Source organism: Roseibium sp. AWQ4_290, assembly GCF_056160985.1.
Map to the genome: position 1 here is coordinate 1 of NZ_JBSWYG010000024.1, position 19,140 is coordinate 19,140.

The following is a 19,140-nucleotide window of genomic DNA, read 5'->3' on the forward strand; positions in this document are numbered from 1 at the left end:
AACCGATGCACTGGGAAGAACCGCTTGCGCGCAGATCTCCCGCTTCTCCTCATCAGACCAGCTCCGCCGCTTTCTTCGCTTACTCATTAAGGGCCCTTAAATGTCCATTTAGATAAGTGGACACTTAAGGCACCAAACGGCAACATGTTAGGTCGGGTTCAACGGACGCTCACTCGCGACAGGAGGAAAACCAATTTCATCAACCTTATACATAGCTCAGATCCTCGCCCCCTCAAAAGCGGCCGGCCGGGCAGACGCCCGGCCGGATTTGCGTTTGTCAATGGGCCAGGATGGCCAGGAGCAGGAGGGCCATGATGTTGGTGATCTTGATCATGGGGTTCACGGCTGGCCCGGCTGTATCCTTGTAAGGATCGCCGACCGTGTCGCCGGTCACCGAGGCCTTGTGGGCCTCCCCGCCTTTTTGGTGGGTCACACCGTCCTTGTCGGTGAAGCCGTCTTCAAACGACTTCTTGGCGTTGTCCCAGGCGCCGCCACCAGCGGTCATGGAGATGGCGACGAAGAGGCCGGTGACGATCACCCCGAGCAGCATGGCCCCCAGGGCGGCAAAGGCATCGGCCGGGGTTGCCACCACGCGCACCACATAGAAGACGACGATGGGCGACAGAACCGGCAACAGCGAGGGAATGATCATTTCCCGGATCGCCGCTTTGGTGAGCATGTCCACCGCCCGGCCGTAATCCGGTCGTTCCGTGCCCTGCATGATGCCCGGCTTTTCCTTGAACTGGCGCCGGACCTCCTCCACCACGGCCCCGGCGGCCCGTCCGACGGCGGTCATGGAAATGCCGCCGAAGAGATAGGGCAGCAGGCCACCAAACAGGAGGCCGGCCACCACATAGGGGTTGGAGAGAGAAAACAGGGTATCCACATTGATGCCCGCGAAGATTGATCCTTCTTCAGCAGTGCTGGAAAAGTATTTCAGATCCTCGGTATAGGCAGCAAAGAGCACCAGCGCCCCGAGCCCAGCCGAGCCGATGGCATACCCCTTGGTGACCGCCTTGGTGGTGTTGCCGACCGCATCCAGCGCGTCCGTGGTCGTACGCACTTCGTCCGGCAATTCGGCCATTTCCGCAATGCCCCCGGCATTATCGGTGACCGGACCGAAGGCATCAAGCGCCACCACCATGCCCGCAAGGGCCAGCATCGTGGTCACCGCAATGGCAATGCCGAACAACCCGGCAAAGCTGTAGGTCACCAGAATCCCGGCAATGATGATGATGGCTGGCAGCGCCGTGGCCTCCAGCGAGACCGCGAGCCCCTGGATCACATTGGTGCCGTGGCCGGTGACCGAGGCCTGGGCAATAGAGCGGACCGGCCGGTATTCCGTGCCTGTATAATACTCCGTCACCCAGATGATCAGCCCGGTGACAACCAGACCGGCCAGACCGCAGATGAAGAGGTCAAACCCGCTGAAAGTGGTGCCGCCGGAGGTGGTGTATTCGGTGCCGCCTCCAAGCCAGCCAAACACAATCACGGCCAGGGCGACGGCGGAAAGCACCGCTGTAGCGATAAAGCCCTTGTAGAGCGCCCCCATGATGGAATTGTTCACGCCCAGCTTGACGAAAAACGTTCCGATGATGGACGTCACCACACAGCTGGCGCCGATTAACAGCGGTAGCAGCATCAGATCCGTTGCCTGGGTTCCGGTGAAGAAGATCGAGGCCAGAACCATGGTGGCCACGACAGTCACCGCATAGGTTTCAAACAGATCCGCAGCCATGCCCGCACAGTCGCCGACATTGTCACCCACATTGTCGGCAATGGTGGCCGGATTGCGCGGATCATCTTCAGGAATGCCCGCTTCCACCTTGCCGACCAGATCACCGCCGACATCAGCGCCCTTGGTGAAGATGCCCCCGCCAAGACGGGCGAAGATGGAAATCAGGGAAGCCCCGAAGCCCAGGGCCACGAGCGCGTCGATCACGGTCCGGTCGGTGGCCTGGTAGCCCATCACTCCCGTCAGCAGCGCATAGTAGACGGCGACCCCCAACAGCGCGAGGCCGGCAACCAAAAGGCCGGTGACGGCACCGGCCTTGAACGCAATTTCCAGCCCTGCCCCGAGGCTTTGGCTGGCGGCCTGGGCCGTGCGCACATTGGCGCGGACCGAGACCATCATTCCGATGTAGCCGGCTGCTCCGGACAGAACTGCCCCAATGGCAAACCCGATGGCCGCCGGACCGGACAATAGGATCCAGGCCAGAACGAACACAACCGCTCCGACAATGGCGATGGTTGTATACTGACGGTTGAGATAGGCACCGGCGCCTTCCTGAATCGCTTCTGCGATTTCCCGCATACGGGCATTGCCCGCATCCGCCGCCATGACGGACTGAATGGCCCAGGCGCCATAGGCGATGGACAAGAGGCCACAAACAATGATGACAACAAGCTCGATCATGCTTCCTCCCAGAGCTACGGCGGACTGATTTCATTGTATTTTTGGCCGCCTGACTGCACTTCACGGCCATTCCCTGACGTGAAGACCCACACGATAGCAGCAAAGCAGCTTGGCTCGTCAAGCTCTCCCATCGTTTAATTTTTAAATTACGCTACGTAATTTATTTGATGCACCGCAGTAAATATGCTGCACCAGCGAGGGCTTTTTTCGAGAATGCTTTAACCGGTTGTAACGCCTCGTCTTTCAGCCAAAACGAGCCAGACAAGAAGTCCTGTGCACAGCACAACAAACGGGAAAACCAGCATGTTGACGGCGAACCAGCCAAACGCATTCAACAGGGCCCCGGAGGAAAAAGAAGCGGCTGCAACACAGCCAAAGACGAGAAAATCATTGACCGCCTGCACCAGATTGCGCTCTTCGGGCCGGTAGGTATCGGTCAGCATGGCGGTTGCGCCGATAAAACCGAAATTCCAGCCGAGCCCCAACAGGATCAGTGCGCCCCAGAAATGCGCCAGGTCAATGCCGGTCAGCGCCACCGCAGAGCAACCGGCAAGCAATGCCAGGCCAATGGCAACAATCCGTTCCTTGCCAAACCGCGTGATCAGGCCACCGGTGAAAAAGCTAGGCCCGAACATGGCCAGCACATGCCACTGAATGCCAAGCGCCGCCTGTGTTTCGGAAAAGCCGCAACCGATCATAGCCAAAGGCGTTGCGGTCATGACCAGGCTCATGAGCGCATAGGAGCAGATCCCGCAGGCGGCCGCCACACCAAAGCGGGGCTGCAGCATGATCTCCTTGAGCGGACGGCCTCCAGCCTGGACCCGGGACTGGCGGGGCGGCTTCGGAATCTTGACAAAGGCGACGAGGCACAGGGCCGCCAGCGCCAGTCCGGCCTGTGCCAGATAGGTCCCGGCAAACAGCAGCGGGGCAAACAGGTCCTTGGTGGCAATGACCGTTTGCGGACCAACCACCCCGGCCAGAACGCCCCCGGCCAGCACCCAGGAGATGGCTTTGGGCTTGAACGCGTCACTGGCCGTATCAGCGGCGGCAAATCGGTATTGCTGGACAAAAGCGCCGGCAATACCGCCCAGGCAGCAGGCCAGGGCAAACAGGACAAACTGATCCAGATAAACCGCAAAGGCGGCCAGTAGGCCGGACCAGATCCCCAGGAAAGCAGCCCCGGTGAACCCGGCCCGGCGGCCGAAGCGGCGCATGATCATGCCCGCCGGAATGGTGCCAAAGGCGGTGCCGAGAACCATCGCGGAGACCGGCAGGGTTGCCAGGGACTTGTCGTCCTCCAACATCATGTAGCCGACGAGCGGCCCGGTCGCGATCACGATGGATGCAGATGCCCCGCCCAGCGCCTGGGCAAGAGCCAAAAGAACGGCATTGCGTTTGGCAAGACGGTCATCGACAAAAGGAGTCTCAACAGAGGAAGCCTGTGCAGCGGTCATTTTGGGATCAGCTTTCGGGGTTGGCCAAGAGAAGCAGCGGCGTCGCAGTCAGATCGCCAGCAGGACATGCCCTAGCATGACGCGAAGCTCTCTTGAAAGGAAAGACTTTGACCCGGACGCGTCACGCTGTCCGGACTCCGCCGCTGGCGAAAGCCGCGTTCATCGCGTCTTTCTTTCGCTGCCTGACATCAAACATGCCGGCTCAAAGACGAAATGGTTTGGTACCAAACAAAGGTGGCACGCTTTAGAAATGCGTAAACCCGCCGTCTTCACCGGTCTTAACAGGATGCCCGTCCTGCAGCAGCGAAACCTCTCCCGGCCCGTCCGTCACACAGCCAATGGCGGCCATATCGCAGCCAAGCGCGAAGGCCTTGCGCTGGAACTCTGCCGAGACATCAGCAGGCACCGTTGCCAGAATTTCGTAGTCATCGCCGCCATTCAGACAATTTGCGAAGATCCCGGCCGCACGGGTTCTGAGCGCGCGCAGGGCATCGGACAGCGGAACTTTTTCCATATGGATCTCAAGCCCGGCGCCAGAGGCCTGCGCCATATGCCTGCTGTCGGCCAGCAACCCGTCCGAAACATCCATGGCTGCGGTGGCATGGGTGCGCAACAGATCCGCCAGACATTGCCGGGGCCGGGGCAGCAAATACCGGTCGAGAATATGCTGCTCCTCCTGCGCGGTGAGCCCGTTTTCGCGGCATAGAAGCGGATCCAGGCGGGCCAGAAGCCCCGCAGCCGCATCGCCAATGGTTCCCGACACGAAGAGCACATCCCCCGGCCGGGCCCCGGAACGGCGCACGGCCTGCCCCGCCTCCACTTCCCCAAGCGCGGTGACGGAAATCTGCAGGCCGTTTGAAGAACGGATGGTGTCCCCGCCCAGAAGCGTGATGTTATAGGCAGCCTGATCCGCCGTCAGCCCCAGGCAGAACCGGCGCAGCCAGTCCTCCGTCCAGTCCTCGGGCAAGGCCAGGCCGAGCAGATAGCCCCGGGCACGGGCGCCCTTGGCAGCCAGATCGGACAGGTTTACCCTAAGGGCCTTGGCCGCGATGGCCTCGGGCGCATCATTTTCAAAAAAATGAACATTGGCGGCCAGCAGGTCCTTGGTCAGAACCAGCTCGCATCCGGGCGCGGGTGCCAGAACAGCTGCATCATCGCTCAAGCCAAGGCTGCCCGGCTCCCCGGCCAGAGGCGCAAAATACGCCTTGATCAGTTCAAACTCCCCGGGGCGCCCTTCAGCCATGATCAGCTGATACCATCCGCCTTGCCATCATCCAGCTCTGCGTCGCGCAGTTCATGGGCCAGCCGGTCCAGAACCCCGTTGACCAGACCCGGTTCGTCATCTTCGAAAAACGCTTTGGTCACGTCGATATATTCGGAAATGATGACCTTGGCCGGAACATCCTTGCGGCGCAGCAGCTCATAAGACCCGGACCGCAAGATGGCGCGCAGGAGACTGTCGATCCGCTTCAGCGGCCAGTCTTCCGTCAGCGCCGTGTGGATATAGGGATCCAGGAATTTCTGATCCTGAACCACCCCGGCCAGAATTTGCTTGAACCATTGCTCGTCCGCGTCGCGGTATTGTGCGCCGTCGATTTCCTTGCCGAGGCGAAAGGCGGTGAATTCGCTGACCACACTGGTCAGGGGCGCTCCGCCCACATCCATCTGGTAAAGGGCCTGCACGGCGGCCAGCCGCGCAACACCGCGCTTATTGGCAGGGCGCACAGTCTTAGCCTGGTTCTCCGGGTCGGCTTTTCCGGTCATGCTCTCTTAAACTCCAAGCCGTTCACGCAGGGCGATCATGTCAAGCGCCGCCCTTGCCGCTGCGCCGCCCTTGTTCTTGTCGCCCACTTTTGCGCGGGCCCAGGCCTGGTCGCTGTTTTCAACGGTCAAAATACCGTTGCCAACCGCAAGATCCGCATCGACGATCAGGTCCATGATGACCCGGTTCGACTCGTTGGCGACAATGTCGTAATGGGTGGTTTCGCCGCGGATGACCACACCCAGCAGCACAAAACCGTCGTAAAGCTCACCGTCATTTTCCATCGCCGTCATGGCCATGGACAGTGCCGCCGGGATTTCCAGAACGCCCGGAACGGCGATCCGGTCAAAGCGCGCACCCGCAGCCTCGATTTCCTGGACCGCACCTTCGGCGAGGGCATCGGCGAGATCCTCATAGAAGCGGGCTTCAATGATCAGCAGTTTCGGTGCAGCGCTCATGTGTCATGATATCCTATTCAGGGCCGCGACAGGAACCATGTCCGTCCCGGTTTGTCCAGTCTCAATCCTGCAGGGCAGCCAGAACCTGACAGTATGCTTACCGCATCAACTGGCGCGCTCTGCCTGCGCTCTGGCCGGTTGGTCACTGGTGGTGCGTTGTCCCCTACCCGGCTTTGGGGAATTCCGCAAGCCGCGCCGCGTAGCGAGCCATCATATCCACTTCCAGATTGACGCTGTCTCCGGTCTGGCGCGCGGACCACGTGGTCACATCCAGCGTGTGCGGAATGAGAAAGACGGAAAACAGCGTACCGTCCACCTCATTGACCGTCAGCGAAGTGCCATCAAGGGCCACGGAGCCCTTCCTGGCGATGAAGGGGGCTGCCTCTCGCGGCGCCTCGAACTGGAAATAGACAGATTGCGGATGATCCTGCCGTTTGACGACCCGCGCCAGCCCGTCCACATGGCCCAGCACCAGATGGCCGCCCAGCTCCGCACCCAGGGTTAGGGAGCGTTCCAGATTGAGTTTCTGGCCGGTTTTCCACTGCGATACATTTGTCAGCGCCAGCGTTTCCGCTGCGCTTTCAACCTCGAACCAGTTGCCATCGGCTGTATTCTCCTTGGCGGTCACCGTATGGCAGACACCCTGGCAGGAAATTGAGGCGCCAATGTCGAAGGTCTGTGTGTCATAGGCGGTTTTGATCCGCGTGCGCTGTCCCGCCGGGATGGGGTCAATGGAGAGGATTTCGCCGAGATCGGTCACAATGCCGGTAAACATGTCAGGCTTCCCGCCGTCTGAGATAAATGTAGGTGTCGGAGCCGAAATGCCCGGCGTCGATCCGTTTAAATTTGGGGTCGGCGCATACATCCGCAAGGCTCATGCCGTGCAAGGCAGAGATGCCGCCAGCGCCGATGGTCGTGTCTCCGGTCACCACGCACAGATCATCCACGAGGTCCGCAGCGAGAAAAGCAGACGCCATGCGTGCGCCGCCCTCGACCATAACCCGCGTGATGCCCCGTGTCGCCAGGGCGCCCAGAAGGATGGCCGGGTCGATGGACGTCTCTGCCGCCGGCACACGGATCACATTGATGCCAGCCGCCACCAGCAGCGCCAGCTTGTCCGGGTCCGCATCATTGCCGCTGATCAGCCAGACCGGCACATCCGCACAGGTTCGCACAAGTTTCGAGTCAAGCGGAAGGCGCGCACAGCGGTCGACGACGACGCGCACCGGCGATCGTTCAGACAGTCCCGGCAGGCGGCAGGTCAACTGGGGATCATCGGCAAGGGCTGTGCCCGAACCCACCAGAATGGCATCATACTCGGCCCGGAACCCGTGCACCTTGCGCATGGAGAGCGGTCCTGAAATGCGGACCTGCCCCTCCCCCGCCCGGCCGATATAGCCATCTTTCGAGGCGGCAAATTTCAAGAACACCTGCGGACGCTGCTTCAGCTGGCGCAGGGCAAACCCGGTGTAAAGAGCCCGTATCCGGGCCTCCCGGACCCCAACCGTAACCTCAATTCCGGCCTCGCGCAGCATCGCCACGCCCCGGCCCGCGACACGCGGGTTAGGGTCCAGCATACCGACAACGACCCGCTTGACGCCCGCCTTGATCAGCGCCAGGGAACAGGGCGGCGTGCGGCCATAGTGGGAACAGGGTTCAAGCGTGACATAGCACGTTGCCCCCGCCGCAAGGGCCCCGGCCTGGCGCAGGGCATTGACCTCCGCATGGGCAAGCCCGGGCCGCGAAGTCACACCGCGTCCGGCCAGAACCGGCGTTCCGCTATCCGTGCGCACGATGAGGGCCGCAACAGAAGGGTTCGGCCAGACCCGGCCAAGCCCCCTCCGGGCAAGACGTTCTGCGGCGGCCATGAAACGGCTGTCAATCGTGTCCTGAAGCGGCATGAAGGTCCGATACTACTCTTCGCTCAGCGGTCCTGTTCGAGATCCTCGGAATCGCTGAGTTCATCCAGCAGCGCTTCGAAATCCCTGGCCTCGCGGAAATTCTTGTAAACGGAGGCAAAGCGCACATAGGCCACATCATCGATGGCCTTCAGCCCTTCCATGACGTGGTTTCCGATGGTTTCTGCCGTGATTTCACTTTCGCCCGCGCTTTCCAGCTGGCGGACAATGCCGCTGACCATGCGCTCAATCCGGTCCGGATCAACCGGCCGCTTGCGCACGGCAATCTGAACGGAACGCATCAGCTTTTCCCGATCGAACGGCACCCGGCGGCCGGAGCGTTTGAGCACCATCAGCTCGCGCAGCTGAACCCGCTCGAACGTTGTAAAGCGGCCGCCGCAGGTGTTGCAGATCCTGCGGCGGCGGATGGCTGTGTTGTCCTCGGTGGGGCGGGAATCCTTGACCTGGGTTTCCTCACCCCCGCAAAACGGACATCTCATGTTTCAAAGCTCCTGAGCGAGCCGGCTATGATCATTCCCCGTAGATCGGGAACCGGGCTGTCAGTGCTTCTACCTTGGCTTTAACGGCCGCTTCAACCGCCGCATTGCCCTCTTCACTGTTTGCGGCTTTCAAACCGTCCAAAACTTCCGTGATCAGGGAGGCCACTTCGCGGAATTCGGCAACGCCGAAGCCCCGTGTGGTGGCCGCAGGGGTGCCAAGGCGCACGCCGGAGGTCACAAAGGGCTTTTCCGGGTCAAACGGAATGCCGTTCTTGTTGCAGGTGATGTTGGCACGGCCAAGCGCCTTTTCGGCAATCTTGCCGGTTGCGTTTTTCGGGCGCAGATCCACAAGCATCAGGTGATTGTCCGTGCCGCCGGACACGATATCGAAGCCGTTTTCCTTCAGCGCTTCGGCCAGGGCCTTGGCATTCTCGGCAACCGCGCGGGCATAGGCCTTGAAGTCCGGCTGAAGCGCTTCCTTGAAGGCCACCGCCTTGGCGGCAATCACATGCATGAGCGGCCCGCCCTGAAGGCCCGGGAAGACAGCAGAATTGACCTTTTTGGCAATCACCTCGTCATTGGTCAGGATCAGGCCGCCGCGCGGTCCGCGCAAGGATTTGTGCGTGGTGCTGGTGACCACATGGGCATGGGGCACCGGAGAAGGATGCACGCCGCCGGCCACAAGCCCGGCAATATGGGCCATGTCGACCATAAGATAAGCCCCGACACTGTCGGCAATCTCGCGAAACTTCTTCCAGTCCCAGATGCGGGAATAGGCGGTGCCGCCCGCCAGGATCAGCTTCGGCTTGTGTTCATGGGCCAGGCGCTCGATCTCTTCCATGTCGAGCAGATGATCGTCTTCGCGAACACCATAGGAGACCACGTTGAACCATTTTCCGGACATGTTGACCGGCGAGCCGTGGGTCAGGTGACCACCCGAATTCAGGTCAAGGCCCATGAAGGTGTCGCCCGGCTGCAGCAGCGCCAGGAACACGGCCTGGTTCATCTGGGAACCGGAATTGGGCTGGACATTGGCAAACTGGCAGCCGAACAGTTCCTTGGCCCGCTCAATGGCCAGCGTTTCGGCGATATCGGCGAATTCGCAGCCACCATAGTAGCGCTTGCCCGGATAGCCTTCGGCATATTTGTTGGTGAAGATCGAGCCCTGCGCTTCCAGAACGGCGCGCGAGACGATGTTTTCAGACGCAATCAGCTCGATTTCATGCTGCTGCCGCCCCAGTTCCTTTTCAATGGTGCCGAAAATATCCGCATCGGCCTCGGCAAGACTGCGGGTGAAGAAACCGGAAGAAGACGGGCCGGAGCTTTCCATCAAAGACATCGCATGATCCTTGTGTTCAGATACGGGGCACCGGACCCCGGCTCCGCACCCCGGTTTGCTGGGGGCGCCCGCCGGGCGGCAACATGGCGCGAGGACTTAACACAGCCCCTCAGAAGAACCAAGAGGCATAGCGACGCGGCCGATTTTGATTGCGACACTTGCGGGCGCATTGGGCGCCTTTGGAGCCAATGATTCCGGTTCGGCGGCGCAATCAAGATATCAATAAAGGTTCGGATCCGCCTGTTGCGCGCTCTGGGCGGCGACTTGCTCAATGCGCCGCTGCAGCTTGCGCACCGCAATGCGCCTGAGATCCGTCTGGGCGGCGGAGGCCGGACCGAAGGTGGAGACTTCAATGCCGGTCGCCGCGTCGATCGCGGTGACTTTCACCTGCTGACCGATCGGATGAAATTCAAGATAGATCTCGCCCGGCCGCGGCTCGCGACTCATGCTGTTACTCCGGCTTTGCTTTGCCCCAAAAAGCCACGAAACGCCGAACTGATCAAGACCGGCGTTTCTAGAAGAGCTCGATAGACCCGTCTTGGCTTTACAGGCGGGCTTGGCTTCCGGTCCCGGACAGATCGTCCCGGTTATAGATGTCTTCGCGGAAGTGAACCACACCATCCGCATTGGCCCAGGCCGTCACATAGGTCAGGTAAAGCGGAATGGTTTTTTTCAGCTTCACGTCTTCCCGCTCTCCGGTCCGGATGACTTCATCCACCCGCGACCGGTCCCAGTCCGGCGTGGTCGACTGCAGCAGCCAGGTTACCAGCTCGCGCACGTTTTGAACCCGGACACAACCGGAGGAATGGAAGCGGTAGCCTTCGCCGAACAGGGTCTTGGACGGCGTGTCGTGAAGATAGACCTGATGCTTGTTGTGGAAATTGATCCGCACCGAGCCGAGAGAGTTTTCCGCACCCGGGTCCTGAGTGAAGCGGTACTGTGTCGCTTCATCGGTGTTCCAGTCGATCTGCTGCCAGGACAGTTCGTTGCCGCTCCAGTCGAAGATGCGGATGTTGTTCTTGGCCAAATATTGGGGGTCTTCCTTCATCTTCGGGATCAGGTCCTTGCGGATGATGGAAACCGGAACCGTCCAGTAGGGATTGAAATTCAGTTCGTAGATCTTGCTGTTCAGGATCGGGGTCTGCCGGTCAATCTTGCCGACTACCGCCGTATGGCGGGAGCGGACCCGGCCGTTTTCCACAGCCTCGATCTCGGCAGCCGGGATATTGACCATCACATAGCGGTCGCCCAGGAAGCTTGACATGGACTTGACGCGGACCAGATTGGTTTCCAGCTGGCGCAGCCGCACATCCGCCGGGATGTTGAGCGCCTTGACTGTGTCCTCGCCCATGACCCCGTCCGGGATCAGGCCGTGGCGCAGCTGAAACCGCCGCAAGCCCGCATCCACATAGGAATCGAACGTATCGGAGAGGCCGGCCTGCTGCTCCAGATCGCCGGACACCATCAGGCGGCGGCGCAATTCCACAACGCGCGGGTCGCGCACCCCGATGCGCAGGGCTTTGCCGCCCCCGCTCACAGTCCCCCAGCCCCCCGCCTGGACAATCCCCTGGTAGCGGTCAATGGCGACAGCCATATAGTCGGCGGTTTGCGGCGACAGGGTCGGCGCGGACGACTTTACTTCGGTGATGTGGTCTGTGGCGATATCAAAATTGTCGGTCCACTCAACGTTCTGGCGGTTCTGCTGCAGCGATTGCAGCGCGGTCTGGGCGCTTGCAGACAGGGTTCCGGCCAAAAGGGCTCCTAGTCCCATGGCGCAAACGCTCAAAAACGTTTTTCCCGTCCTCTTTCCGGAGAGGGGATGTGTCCCGGATTGTCCGGCTGCAAGGTGCATTGCCAACCTCTTTCGCTGCGCCTTCAACATTGTCTTCTCATCGTTCAGGCCGATTTAGCACACGGCATAAGGCCGATGTATCTTCGGGGTGCCCCGAGCGTCAACCTTGTCTTGTAACGAATGGGCCTTAACAAATCGCATGATTTTTTAACCATGCCAGGGCCACCAGCGCTGAACAGGCCATTTTTTTGTGACCACAAAATGTCGGTTGCCCTCGCGAAGCAGCAGACACCAATGCGGAAACCCCTGATTTCATGACAGCCACCCATCCATAGGCGGAGATGGTTGCAAGACAGCCGCGGGCAAACGCACAATCCCGTGAGACCGGTAAAAAACGTTCACAAAAACCAAGCGCCGCCCATTGGGGATCCCAATGGGCGGCGCTTTGACATCCAGATGAACCGCAAAATTACAAGCGGTAGAGAATCTGATCGGTCCAGAAGCGCTCAAGACGGCGCAGGGATTTGTTGAGAACAACAAAGTCTTCCGAACCGATTTCTCCGACCTGTTCCACGGACAGGATGTGGCGCTCATAAAGATCATTGACGATCTTTGCCACTTCCTGGCCCTTGTCCGTCAGGCTGACGCGGACGGACCGACGGTCCATGCGGGAGCGCTGATGGTGAATGTAGCCGGTCTCAACCAGTTTCTTCAGGTTGTAGGACACGTTTGATCCGAGATAGTAGCCACGGGTGCGCAGCTCGCCGGCGGTCAGTTCGGCATCGCCAATGTTGAACAGCAGCAAAGCCTGCACGCTGTTGACATCGGACCGGCCCATCCGGTCGAACTCGTCCTTGATGACGTCCAGAAGACGACGGTGCAGCCTTTCAACGAGGGTCAGAGCTTCAAGATAAAGCGGTTTGATTTCCGCTTCTTCCGCTTCGCCCGGTGACACAGCTTCGACTGCCCTACTTGCGGTGATCATTTGATTGCGCCTCTTGTAGTACCTGTTGTTGGACGGATATTTTCCCGCCTTGATCAGCAATCTAGACGACTGTTTCTAAAATCCGCTTAAGAGACACACTGAATCATTCGTTAACATTCAAAGGGTGTTTGACGGGTCTGATTCAGATTTTGTTCATAAAGATCCCCGGAGGAAATTCACGATGCCGGAGAAGTCCTTTTCGTCCCCGCCCGCGTTGCAGAACAGGCTGTAAAGCGCAGATGCCTCTGCTCCCAGAGGAGTCGCCGCCCCTGCACTGCTGGCAGCTTCCTGGGCCAGTTTCAGATCTTTCAGCATCATGGCTGCCGCAAATCCGGGCTGGTAGTCCCGGTTCGCCGGAGACGACGGCAGTGGCCCGGGCACCGGGCAATAGGAGGTCAGCGACCAGCATTGCCCCGAAGCGGTGGAAGAAATGTCGAACAGTTTCTGAGCATCAAGGCCCAGCTTTTCCCCAAGTACAAATGCTTCACAGACACCGATCATCGAAATGCCGAGGATCATGTTGTTGCAGATCTTGGCCGCCTGCCCGTTTCCGGCCCCGCCCGCATGGACGATGGTTTTGCCCATGATATCGAGAAACGGCCTGGCGGCCGCGAATGCCTCTTCACTGCCGCCCACCATGAAAGTCAGGGTGCCGGCTGCGGCCCCGCCAACGCCTCCGGACACCGGTGCATCGACCATTTGCATGGCCTTGTCTTCGGCCGCAGCGGCCACCACACGCGCGCTCTCAACGTCAATGGTGGAGGAATCGATCAGAACCGTGCCGGGCCTTGCACTGGCCAGAATGCCGCCATCGCCCTGATAGATCTGGCGCACATGTTTGCCCGCCGGCAGCATGGTCACCACCACGTCAGCCTGCTCTGCCATCTCTGCGATGCTAGCAGCCGTTTCACCGCCAGCGGCCGCGTGGGCCTCCAGGGCTGCCTCCGACAGATCAAATCCCAGCACACGGTGCCCGGCCTTGACCAGATTGGCGGCCATCGGCCCGCCCATATTTCCAAGACCGATAAAGCCGATCGTGCTCGCCATTTGTGTTCTCCCGAATGATTTTATGAGTCCTTTGAATCGGTTGCCCGATTCCGTTGAAGGGGTTTTTCAGGTCCTCGCTGATCACAGCGCGCTCGACCCACCAGGCCAGAACAGCCCCCTCAGGCAGTCCGGCCCGTCAGACGCTGCCGCCTGACAGGCCTTTAGGCAGCCCGGGTTTCCCGGTGCGTCAGATAGGCAAGCCCCGCATAGACCGCGATGGTGCCCAGCAGAAAGGCGATCTCGTAAGGCCGGCGGCCATAGAGATCGGAAAAGGCCGTGTGCATCACGATCTGGCAAAAGCAGCGGAAGATCCACATGACCGTGCCCCAGGACACGGCGAGCCACAGACCGGTGGCCGCCACCAGATCCAGAACGGCAAAAAAAACGATGGCCACCTGAAGGGCAATCGGCATTTCCCAGAAGAAATGCCCGCGCCATTCCACAATGCCGACAATGCGGGCCCAGTAGATGACCCCGCCCCCGATCAAGATGACGGCGATGACCCGCAGATACCAGACCAGGATCGAGTTCCAGGGCGGGCGGGCGTCAAGAAGGTCCTGAAAACTGGTGATCATGGCCGGTCCGGGTTCGGGTCAAAGGGGCAGGTCTCCGTCAGACGGTTCCTCGAAATACGACGCCAGATCCGCTCTGTCCACTTGTCCCATGTCATTAGGCGACCATTTTGGCGCATGATCCTTGTCGACCAGCACGGCACGGATGCCTTCGTAAAACTCCGTGCCCTTCAAGATGCGCGACACGATCCGGTATTCCAGCCGCATGCAGTCTTCAAAAGTCATCTGCGCTCCGCGCTGCATCTGCTCAAATGCAATCAGGACGCTGGTGGGCGATTTTGAGCGGATCGCTTCGGCCGCCTTGTGCGCAAACGGGTCTGCGGATCCGTCCAGCCGCGCCAGGATGCCGTCCACGCTTTCAGCCGAAAAAGCCGCTTCGATCAGGTCCTCATTCGGCTTCAGCTCGCCGCCTTCGGGCGCGGTTTCAAACGGCGCCAGGGCCGCATCAATATCGTCAGCCGTCTCCAGCACCTTTTGCAGCTCCGGCAGACTGTCTGAAGAGACCGCATGGGTCAGAACCCCCGCCCACAACGCATCGGCCTGTTTCAGCCGCCCGGCGCTCAAGGCGCAATAGACACCTGCTTTGGCCGGCAGGCGCGGCAGAAAATAAGTGCCGCCCACATCCGGAAAGAACCCGATGGCAGTCTCGGGCATGGAAAACAGTGTTTTTTCCGTGCCGATCCGGTGGCTGCCATGCACCGAAACCCCGACACCGCCGCCCATGACAATGCCGTCGATCAGCGCAATATAAGGTTTGGGGAAGGTTTTGATGAGCGCGTTCAACAGGTACTCGTCCCGGAAGAACGCGCTGAGCTCCTCCCCGCCCCCGGCCATCTTGGCGTCATAGACACTGCGGATGTCACCACCTGCACAAAAGGCTTTTTCCCCGGCCCCGCGGATCACCACATGAGCCACCTTCGGGTCCTGTGCCCAGCGCTTCAGCTGCTCCGACAAGGCTGTGACCTGCCCATGGCTGAGCGCGTTCAGGGCGCGGGGCCTGTTCAAGGTGATGAACCCGGCCTTGCCGCGCAGCTCAAATAGGATGTCTTCGTTCATACTCTAGCCTGACAAATAGGAGTCTTTTCAAAGGGAAGCGGAGCGTCGGTCCATCAATCTTTCAACAGATGGCGGGCAATGATCAACCGCATGATCTCGTTGGTGCCTTCCAGGATCTGATGAACGCGCACGTCGCGGAAAAACCGCTCGATCGGATAGTCCCGCAAGTATCCGTAGCCGCCATGAAGCTGCAAGGCCTCGTTGACCACCTTGAACCCGGTATCGGTGGCCAGACGCTTGGCCATGGCCGCAAGTTTGGTGGCTTCCGCCGTCTTGCCGTCCACGGCGCTGGCGGCCTTGTGCAGCAGCAGACGGGCTGCCTCCAGCTCCGTGGCCATGTCCGCGAGGCGGAATTGCAAGGCCTGGAATTCGGCGATCGGTTTGCCGAACTGCTTGCGGTCTTTCACATAGGACAGCGCGTGCTCCAGACAGGCTTGCGCGCCCCCGAGCGAACAGGCGCCGATGTTCAGGCGGCCGCCATCCAGCGCGGCCATGGCGATCTTGAAGCCCTGGCCTTCTTTTCCGACAAGATTGGCCTTGGGCACCCTGCAATCCTGGAAATTGACCTGGGCCGTCGGCTGGCTTTTCCAGCCAAGCTTGACCTCGTTCGCGCCGAAACTGAGCCCCGGCGTGCCTTTTTCAACCAGAAGGCAGGAGACCCCGGAGGGGCCCTCGCCGCCCGTGCGCACCATCACCGCATAAAGATCGCTGACACCGCCGCCGGAAATGAAGGCCTTGGATCCGTTGAGCACATAGTGATCCCCCTCTGCGCGGGCGCTGGTGCGCAGGCTGGCCGCATCGGAACCCGATCCCGGTTCGGTCAGGCAATAGCTGGTCAGACACTCCATGGCGCACAGCCGACTCAGATATCTCTGGCGCAGCTCTTCAGACGCGAATGTGTCAATGATCCAGGCGACCATGTTGTGGATCGACAGATAGGCCGCCGTGGAGGTGCAGCCCTTGGACAATTCCTCAAAGATCAGCGCCGCATCCAGCCGGGTCAAAGCGGACCCGCCCACGTCCTCGCGCACATAAATGCCACCAAAGCCAAGCTCTGCGGCCTGTTTCAGGGTCGGGACCGGAAAGTGGCTTTCCTCGTCCCATTGTTTGGCATGGGGCATAAGAGCGTCCCGGGCGAAATTCGCGGCCATGTCCTGAAAGGCGCGCTGGTCCTCATTGGGTGTAAAATCCACAAGTGTCCTCCCGTTCGTGCCGGAGCATCCGATTCCGGCCCTGAAGCCTCTTTGAGCGTTCGGGCTGCACTAAAGCACATTTGACGCAAACGTCAAACAAACTCTTTTTCCTTATACTTTTCAGCTATCTTGACACAAGTTGGATTGCGCCGATCTGCGTGATAGATTGGCGCTCCGCTGTTGTTAAACAGGCGTCTTTCCACCGCCATTGCCGAGTTCGAATTCTCCATGCCGTCCAAAGCCCCGCTCCCGCCGATCACTTCCGACCATATGGACACGCTTTTGTCGGGCGTCCGATTGCGCCGGAACCGGCGCACCGACTGGTCCCGGCGGCTGGTCCGGGAAAACACGCTCACCGTGGATGACCTGATCTGGCCGATCTTTCTGGTGGACGGGGAGAATGTGCGCCAGCCGGTCACCTCCATGCCCGGCGTAGAGCGCCTCTCCGTGGATGAAGCAGTACGCGAGGCGGAACGGGCGGTCCGGCTGGGCATACCCGCTCTTGCTCTCTTTCCCTATACGGACCCGGACCTTCGGGACGCCACCGGTTCGGAAGCCTTGAATGACGAAAACCTCACCTGCCGCGCCCTGAGAGCGATCAAGGCCGAAGGACTGGACGTGGGGCTGATGACCGATGTGGCGCTGGACCCCTATACAAGCCACGGCCATGACGGGCTGATGGCCGGGGAAACGATCCTCAATGACGAGACCGTCGACCAGCTGTGCCGCCAGGCCCTGGTCCAGGCTGAGGCCGGGTCCGACGTGATTGCCCCGTCCGACATGATGGACGGCCGGATCATTGCCATCCGGCAATCCCTTGACAAGGCCGGCTTCCGCGAGACACAAGTCATGTCGTATGCAGCCAAATATGCCTCGGCCTTCTATGGCCCCTTCCGCGATGCGGTCGGCACCTCAGGCACCTTGATAGGCGACAAGCGCACCTATCAGATGGACCCAGCCAATACAGATGAAGCCCTCCGTGAAGCCGGCCTGGACATCGCGGAAGGGGCGGACATGGTCATGGTCAAGCCCGGAATGCCCTATCTCGACATTGTCAGGCGGATCAAGGACCAGTTCCAGGTCCCAACATATGCCTATCAGGTGTCAGGAGAATACGTGATGATCATGGCGGCAAGCGGCAATGGCTGGCTCGATGGCGAGCGGGCCATGCTGGAAAGCCTTTTGGCCTTCAAACGGGCCGGTGCCGACGGCATCTTGACCTATTTCGCACCGAAAGTGGCCGAAAGTCTGGCCGCCAGCAAATGAGTGCCACAGCAGAAAAAGACCACAGCCTCCCGGTCTGCCTGGAAGACATTCAGGCTGCGGCCGACCTTATCCGGGACGCCGTTCTGGAAACCCCGTTTCTGGAAGCTCCCAGACTGTCCCAGCTCACCGGGGCAGAGGTGTTTGTCAAATACGAAAATATGCAGGTCACCGGCGCCTTCAAGGAACGCGGCGCCCTGGTTAAGCTCTCCAGCCTGAGGCCGGAAGAAAAGGCGCGGGGCGTCATCGCGGTCTCCGCAGGCAACCATGCGCAAGGGGTCGCCTACCACGCAGGCCGCCTCGGCATTCCGGCCACCATCGTCATGCCGGTCCTGACACCCTTCGTGAAGATATCGGCAACGCGTGGCTATGGCGCGCAGGTGGTTCTGGCCGGCAACACGCTTGCCGAAGCCAAGGCAGAAGCGGACCGGCTGGCACAAGACAACAATCTGGTTTGGGTGCATCCCTATGACGATGCCCATGTAATCCAGGGCCAGGGCACGATCGCCCTTGAAATGCTGGCAGCCCGGCCGGATCTCGACATGATGGTCGTTCCCATTGGCGGCGGAGGACTGATTGCCGGCATGGCAACCGCTGCCAAGGCACTGAAACCGTCCCTGGACATTATCGGTGTGGAAACCACCCTTTATCCGGGCATGTGGGGCGCCTTTTACGGCAAGGAGGTGCGCTGCGAAGGCGCCACCATCGCCGAGGGCATCGCCGTGCGCGACATCGGCACGCTGACCACCCGGATCGTCAAGACCCTGGTTGATGATGTGGTTCTGGTCTCAGAGACCAGCATCGAACAGTCGATCAATGCCTATCTGACCTTGCAGCGCACGATTGCCGAAGGGGCCGGGGCTGCGGCCCTTGCCGCGCTGCTTTCCGACCGGAAGCGTTTTTCAGGCAAGAAGGTCGGTCTGGTCCTGTGCGGCGGGAATATCGACCCAAGGCTTCTGTCCAAGATCGTGGTGCGCGAGCTCGCCCGGGATGGCAAGCTTGTCTCCATCCGGATCGACACGCCGGACCGGCCGGGCACTTTGGGAGAAATCGCAACCGTGATCGGCGATCTTCAGGGCAACGTCGTCGATGTGGAACATCACCGGCTATTTTTGAATGTTCCCGCCAAGGGTGCCACGCTGGACGTGTCTTTTGAGGCTTTCGACCGGGACCATGGCGAGCGGATCGTAGCAGCCCTCCGCGCGCGCGACTATGTGGTGCGGTATCTGGAAATCGGTGAACGCATGGACTGATCGCCAAGAGCATGCCGCGTTCATCCGGTTTCAAACTCGTTTTGTCTCTTGCGCTGACATCTGTGATCTCAGGCTGCGAATCACAAATCAGATGAAACGCGATTTGCTTACAGCGATCCTGTGCCGGAAAATCAGCTCTGGCGGCCCGCAGG

At 60.4% G+C, this 19,140-nt stretch carries 18 protein-coding genes; 2 read left to right on the forward strand and 16 right to left on the reverse strand.

Annotated features, from left to right (window positions below):
• Nucleotides 1-277 precede the first annotated feature (277 nt).
• The 16 genes from ACXAH0_RS21095 to ACXAH0_RS21170 all read right to left on the reverse strand — a co-directional run bounded on the left by ACXAH0_RS21095 (nucleotide 278) and on the right by ACXAH0_RS21170 (nucleotide 16,472).
• Nucleotides 278-2,416 (reverse strand): sodium-translocating pyrophosphatase, encoded by a 2,139-nt coding sequence (locus tag ACXAH0_RS21095; protein WP_475194868.1) that lies wholly within the window; start codon nucleotides 2,414-2,416, stop codon nucleotides 278-280.
• 218 nt (nucleotides 2,417-2,634) lie between these two features.
• Entirely contained in the window at nucleotides 2,635-3,870 is a 1,236-nt protein-coding gene (locus tag ACXAH0_RS21100) for an MFS transporter (protein ID WP_475178704.1), read from the reverse strand.
• 244 nt (nucleotides 3,871-4,114) lie between these two features.
• Nucleotides 4,115-5,113 (reverse strand): thiamine-phosphate kinase, encoded by a 999-nt coding sequence (thiL, locus tag ACXAH0_RS21105; RefSeq protein ID WP_475178701.1) that lies wholly within the window; start codon nucleotides 5,111-5,113, stop codon nucleotides 4,115-4,117.
• A gap of 2 nt (nucleotides 5,114-5,115) precedes the next feature.
• Nucleotides 5,116-5,634: a transcription antitermination factor NusB gene (nusB, locus tag ACXAH0_RS21110; protein WP_475178696.1), complete on the reverse strand. Its 519-nt coding sequence runs from the start codon at nucleotides 5,632-5,634 to the stop codon at nucleotides 5,116-5,118.
• A gap of 6 nt (nucleotides 5,635-5,640) precedes the next feature.
• Nucleotides 5,641-6,090, reverse strand: a complete 450-nt coding sequence (gene ribH, locus ACXAH0_RS21115; protein ID WP_475178691.1) for a 6,7-dimethyl-8-ribityllumazine synthase — start codon at nucleotides 6,088-6,090, stop codon at nucleotides 5,641-5,643.
• A 163-nt stretch (nucleotides 6,091-6,253) separates the two neighbouring features.
• Nucleotides 6,254-6,865, reverse strand: coding sequence for a riboflavin synthase (locus ACXAH0_RS21120; protein ID WP_475194869.1), 612 nt, complete (start codon nucleotides 6,863-6,865; stop codon nucleotides 6,254-6,256).
• Nucleotide 6,866: 1 nt separating this feature from the next.
• Nucleotides 6,867-7,991, reverse strand: coding sequence for a bifunctional diaminohydroxyphosphoribosylaminopyrimidine deaminase/5-amino-6-(5-phosphoribosylamino)uracil reductase RibD (gene ribD / locus ACXAH0_RS21125; RefSeq protein ID WP_475194870.1), 1,125 nt, complete (start codon nucleotides 7,989-7,991; stop codon nucleotides 6,867-6,869).
• A gap of 23 nt (nucleotides 7,992-8,014) precedes the next feature.
• Nucleotides 8,015-8,488, reverse strand: a complete 474-nt coding sequence (gene nrdR, locus ACXAH0_RS21130) for a transcriptional regulator NrdR (RefSeq protein WP_475194871.1) — start codon at nucleotides 8,486-8,488, stop codon at nucleotides 8,015-8,017.
• A 31-nt stretch (nucleotides 8,489-8,519) separates the two neighbouring features.
• Nucleotides 8,520-9,827 carry a serine hydroxymethyltransferase gene (glyA, locus tag ACXAH0_RS21135; RefSeq protein ID WP_475194873.1) on the reverse strand — a complete coding sequence of 436 codons (1,308 nt, stop codon included), beginning with the start codon at nucleotides 9,825-9,827 and terminating at the stop codon, nucleotides 8,520-8,522.
• 219 nt (nucleotides 9,828-10,046) lie between these two features.
• On the reverse strand, nucleotides 10,047-10,274 hold the full coding sequence (locus tag ACXAH0_RS21140) for a DUF6898 family protein (protein ID WP_475178674.1): 228 nt from the start codon (nucleotides 10,272-10,274) through the stop codon (nucleotides 10,047-10,049).
• A gap of 97 nt (nucleotides 10,275-10,371) precedes the next feature.
• On the reverse strand, nucleotides 10,372-11,598 hold the full coding sequence (locus ACXAH0_RS21145; protein ID WP_475194876.1) for a L,D-transpeptidase family protein: 1,227 nt from the start codon (nucleotides 11,596-11,598) through the stop codon (nucleotides 10,372-10,374).
• Between the two features lie 490 nt (nucleotides 11,599-12,088).
• Complete coding sequence (gene ldtR, locus ACXAH0_RS21150; protein WP_475178666.1) at nucleotides 12,089-12,604, reverse strand: transcriptional regulator LdtR; 516 nt, start codon at nucleotides 12,602-12,604, stop codon at nucleotides 12,089-12,091.
• 153 nt (nucleotides 12,605-12,757) lie between these two features.
• Nucleotides 12,758-13,651, reverse strand: coding sequence for a 3-hydroxyisobutyrate dehydrogenase (gene mmsB, locus ACXAH0_RS21155; RefSeq protein WP_475194879.1), 894 nt, complete (start codon nucleotides 13,649-13,651; stop codon nucleotides 12,758-12,760).
• A 161-nt stretch (nucleotides 13,652-13,812) separates the two neighbouring features.
• Nucleotides 13,813-14,226, reverse strand: coding sequence for a DUF6163 family protein (locus ACXAH0_RS21160; RefSeq protein WP_475178662.1), 414 nt, complete (start codon nucleotides 14,224-14,226; stop codon nucleotides 13,813-13,815).
• A gap of 18 nt (nucleotides 14,227-14,244) precedes the next feature.
• Nucleotides 14,245-15,279, reverse strand: coding sequence for an enoyl-CoA hydratase/isomerase family protein (locus ACXAH0_RS21165; protein ID WP_475194881.1), 1,035 nt, complete (start codon nucleotides 15,277-15,279; stop codon nucleotides 14,245-14,247).
• Nucleotides 15,280-15,332: 53 nt separating this feature from the next.
• Nucleotides 15,333-16,472 carry an isobutyryl-CoA dehydrogenase gene (locus ACXAH0_RS21170; RefSeq protein WP_475178653.1) on the reverse strand — a complete coding sequence of 380 codons (1,140 nt, stop codon included), beginning with the start codon at nucleotides 16,470-16,472 and terminating at the stop codon, nucleotides 15,333-15,335.
• A gap of 270 nt (nucleotides 16,473-16,742) precedes the next feature.
• Between ACXAH0_RS21170 and hemB the strand changes: the two genes are divergently transcribed.
• Nucleotides 16,743-17,738: a porphobilinogen synthase gene (gene hemB, locus ACXAH0_RS21175; RefSeq protein ID WP_475194961.1), complete on the forward strand. Its 996-nt coding sequence runs from the start codon at nucleotides 16,743-16,745 to the stop codon at nucleotides 17,736-17,738.
• Nucleotides 17,735-18,988, forward strand: a complete 1,254-nt coding sequence (locus ACXAH0_RS21180; protein WP_475194882.1) for a threonine ammonia-lyase — start codon at nucleotides 17,735-17,737, stop codon at nucleotides 18,986-18,988. Before hemB ends, ACXAH0_RS21180 begins: the two co-directional genes overlap by 4 nt.
• Nucleotides 18,989-19,140 lie beyond the last annotated feature (152 nt).

Coding starts and splice junctions, on each gene's coding strand:
- ACXAH0_RS21095 (WP_475194868.1), bottom strand. CDS start 2,416: ATGATCGAGCTTGTTGTCATCATTGTTTGTGGCCTCTTGTCCATCGCC.
- ACXAH0_RS21100 (WP_475178704.1), bottom strand. CDS start 3,870: ATGACCGCTGCACAGGCTTCCTCTGTTGAGACTCCTTTTGTCGATGAC.
- thiL (WP_475178701.1), bottom strand. CDS start 5,113: ATGGCTGAAGGGCGCCCCGGGGAGTTTGAACTGATCAAGGCGTATTTT.
- nusB (WP_475178696.1), bottom strand. CDS start 5,634: ATGACCGGAAAAGCCGACCCGGAGAACCAGGCTAAGACTGTGCGCCCT.
- ribH (WP_475178691.1), bottom strand. CDS start 6,090: ATGAGCGCTGCACCGAAACTGCTGATCATTGAAGCCCGCTTCTATGAG.
- ACXAH0_RS21120 (WP_475194869.1), bottom strand. CDS start 6,865: ATGTTTACCGGCATTGTGACCGATCTCGGCGAAATCCTCTCCATTGAC.
- ribD (WP_475194870.1), bottom strand. CDS start 7,991: ATGCCGCTTCAGGACACGATTGACAGCCGTTTCATGGCCGCCGCAGAA.
- nrdR (WP_475194871.1), bottom strand. CDS start 8,488: ATGAGATGTCCGTTTTGCGGGGGTGAGGAAACCCAGGTCAAGGATTCC.
- glyA (WP_475194873.1), bottom strand. CDS start 9,827: ATGTCTTTGATGGAAAGCTCCGGCCCGTCTTCTTCCGGTTTCTTCACC.
- ACXAH0_RS21140 (WP_475178674.1), bottom strand. CDS start 10,274: ATGAGTCGCGAGCCGCGGCCGGGCGAGATCTATCTTGAATTTCATCCG.
- ACXAH0_RS21145 (WP_475194876.1), bottom strand. CDS start 11,598: ATGGGACTAGGAGCCCTTTTGGCCGGAACCCTGTCTGCAAGCGCCCAG.
- ldtR (WP_475178666.1), bottom strand. CDS start 12,604: ATGATCACCGCAAGTAGGGCAGTCGAAGCTGTGTCACCGGGCGAAGCG.
- mmsB (WP_475194879.1), bottom strand. CDS start 13,651: ATGGCGAGCACGATCGGCTTTATCGGTCTTGGAAATATGGGCGGGCCG.
- ACXAH0_RS21160 (WP_475178662.1), bottom strand. CDS start 14,226: ATGATCACCAGTTTTCAGGACCTTCTTGACGCCCGCCCGCCCTGGAAC.
- ACXAH0_RS21165 (WP_475194881.1), bottom strand. CDS start 15,279: ATGAACGAAGACATCCTATTTGAGCTGCGCGGCAAGGCCGGGTTCATC.
- hemB (WP_475194961.1), top strand. CDS start 16,743: ATGGACACGCTTTTGTCGGGCGTCCGATTGCGCCGGAACCGGCGCACC.
- ACXAH0_RS21180 (WP_475194882.1), top strand. CDS start 17,735: ATGAGTGCCACAGCAGAAAAAGACCACAGCCTCCCGGTCTGCCTGGAA.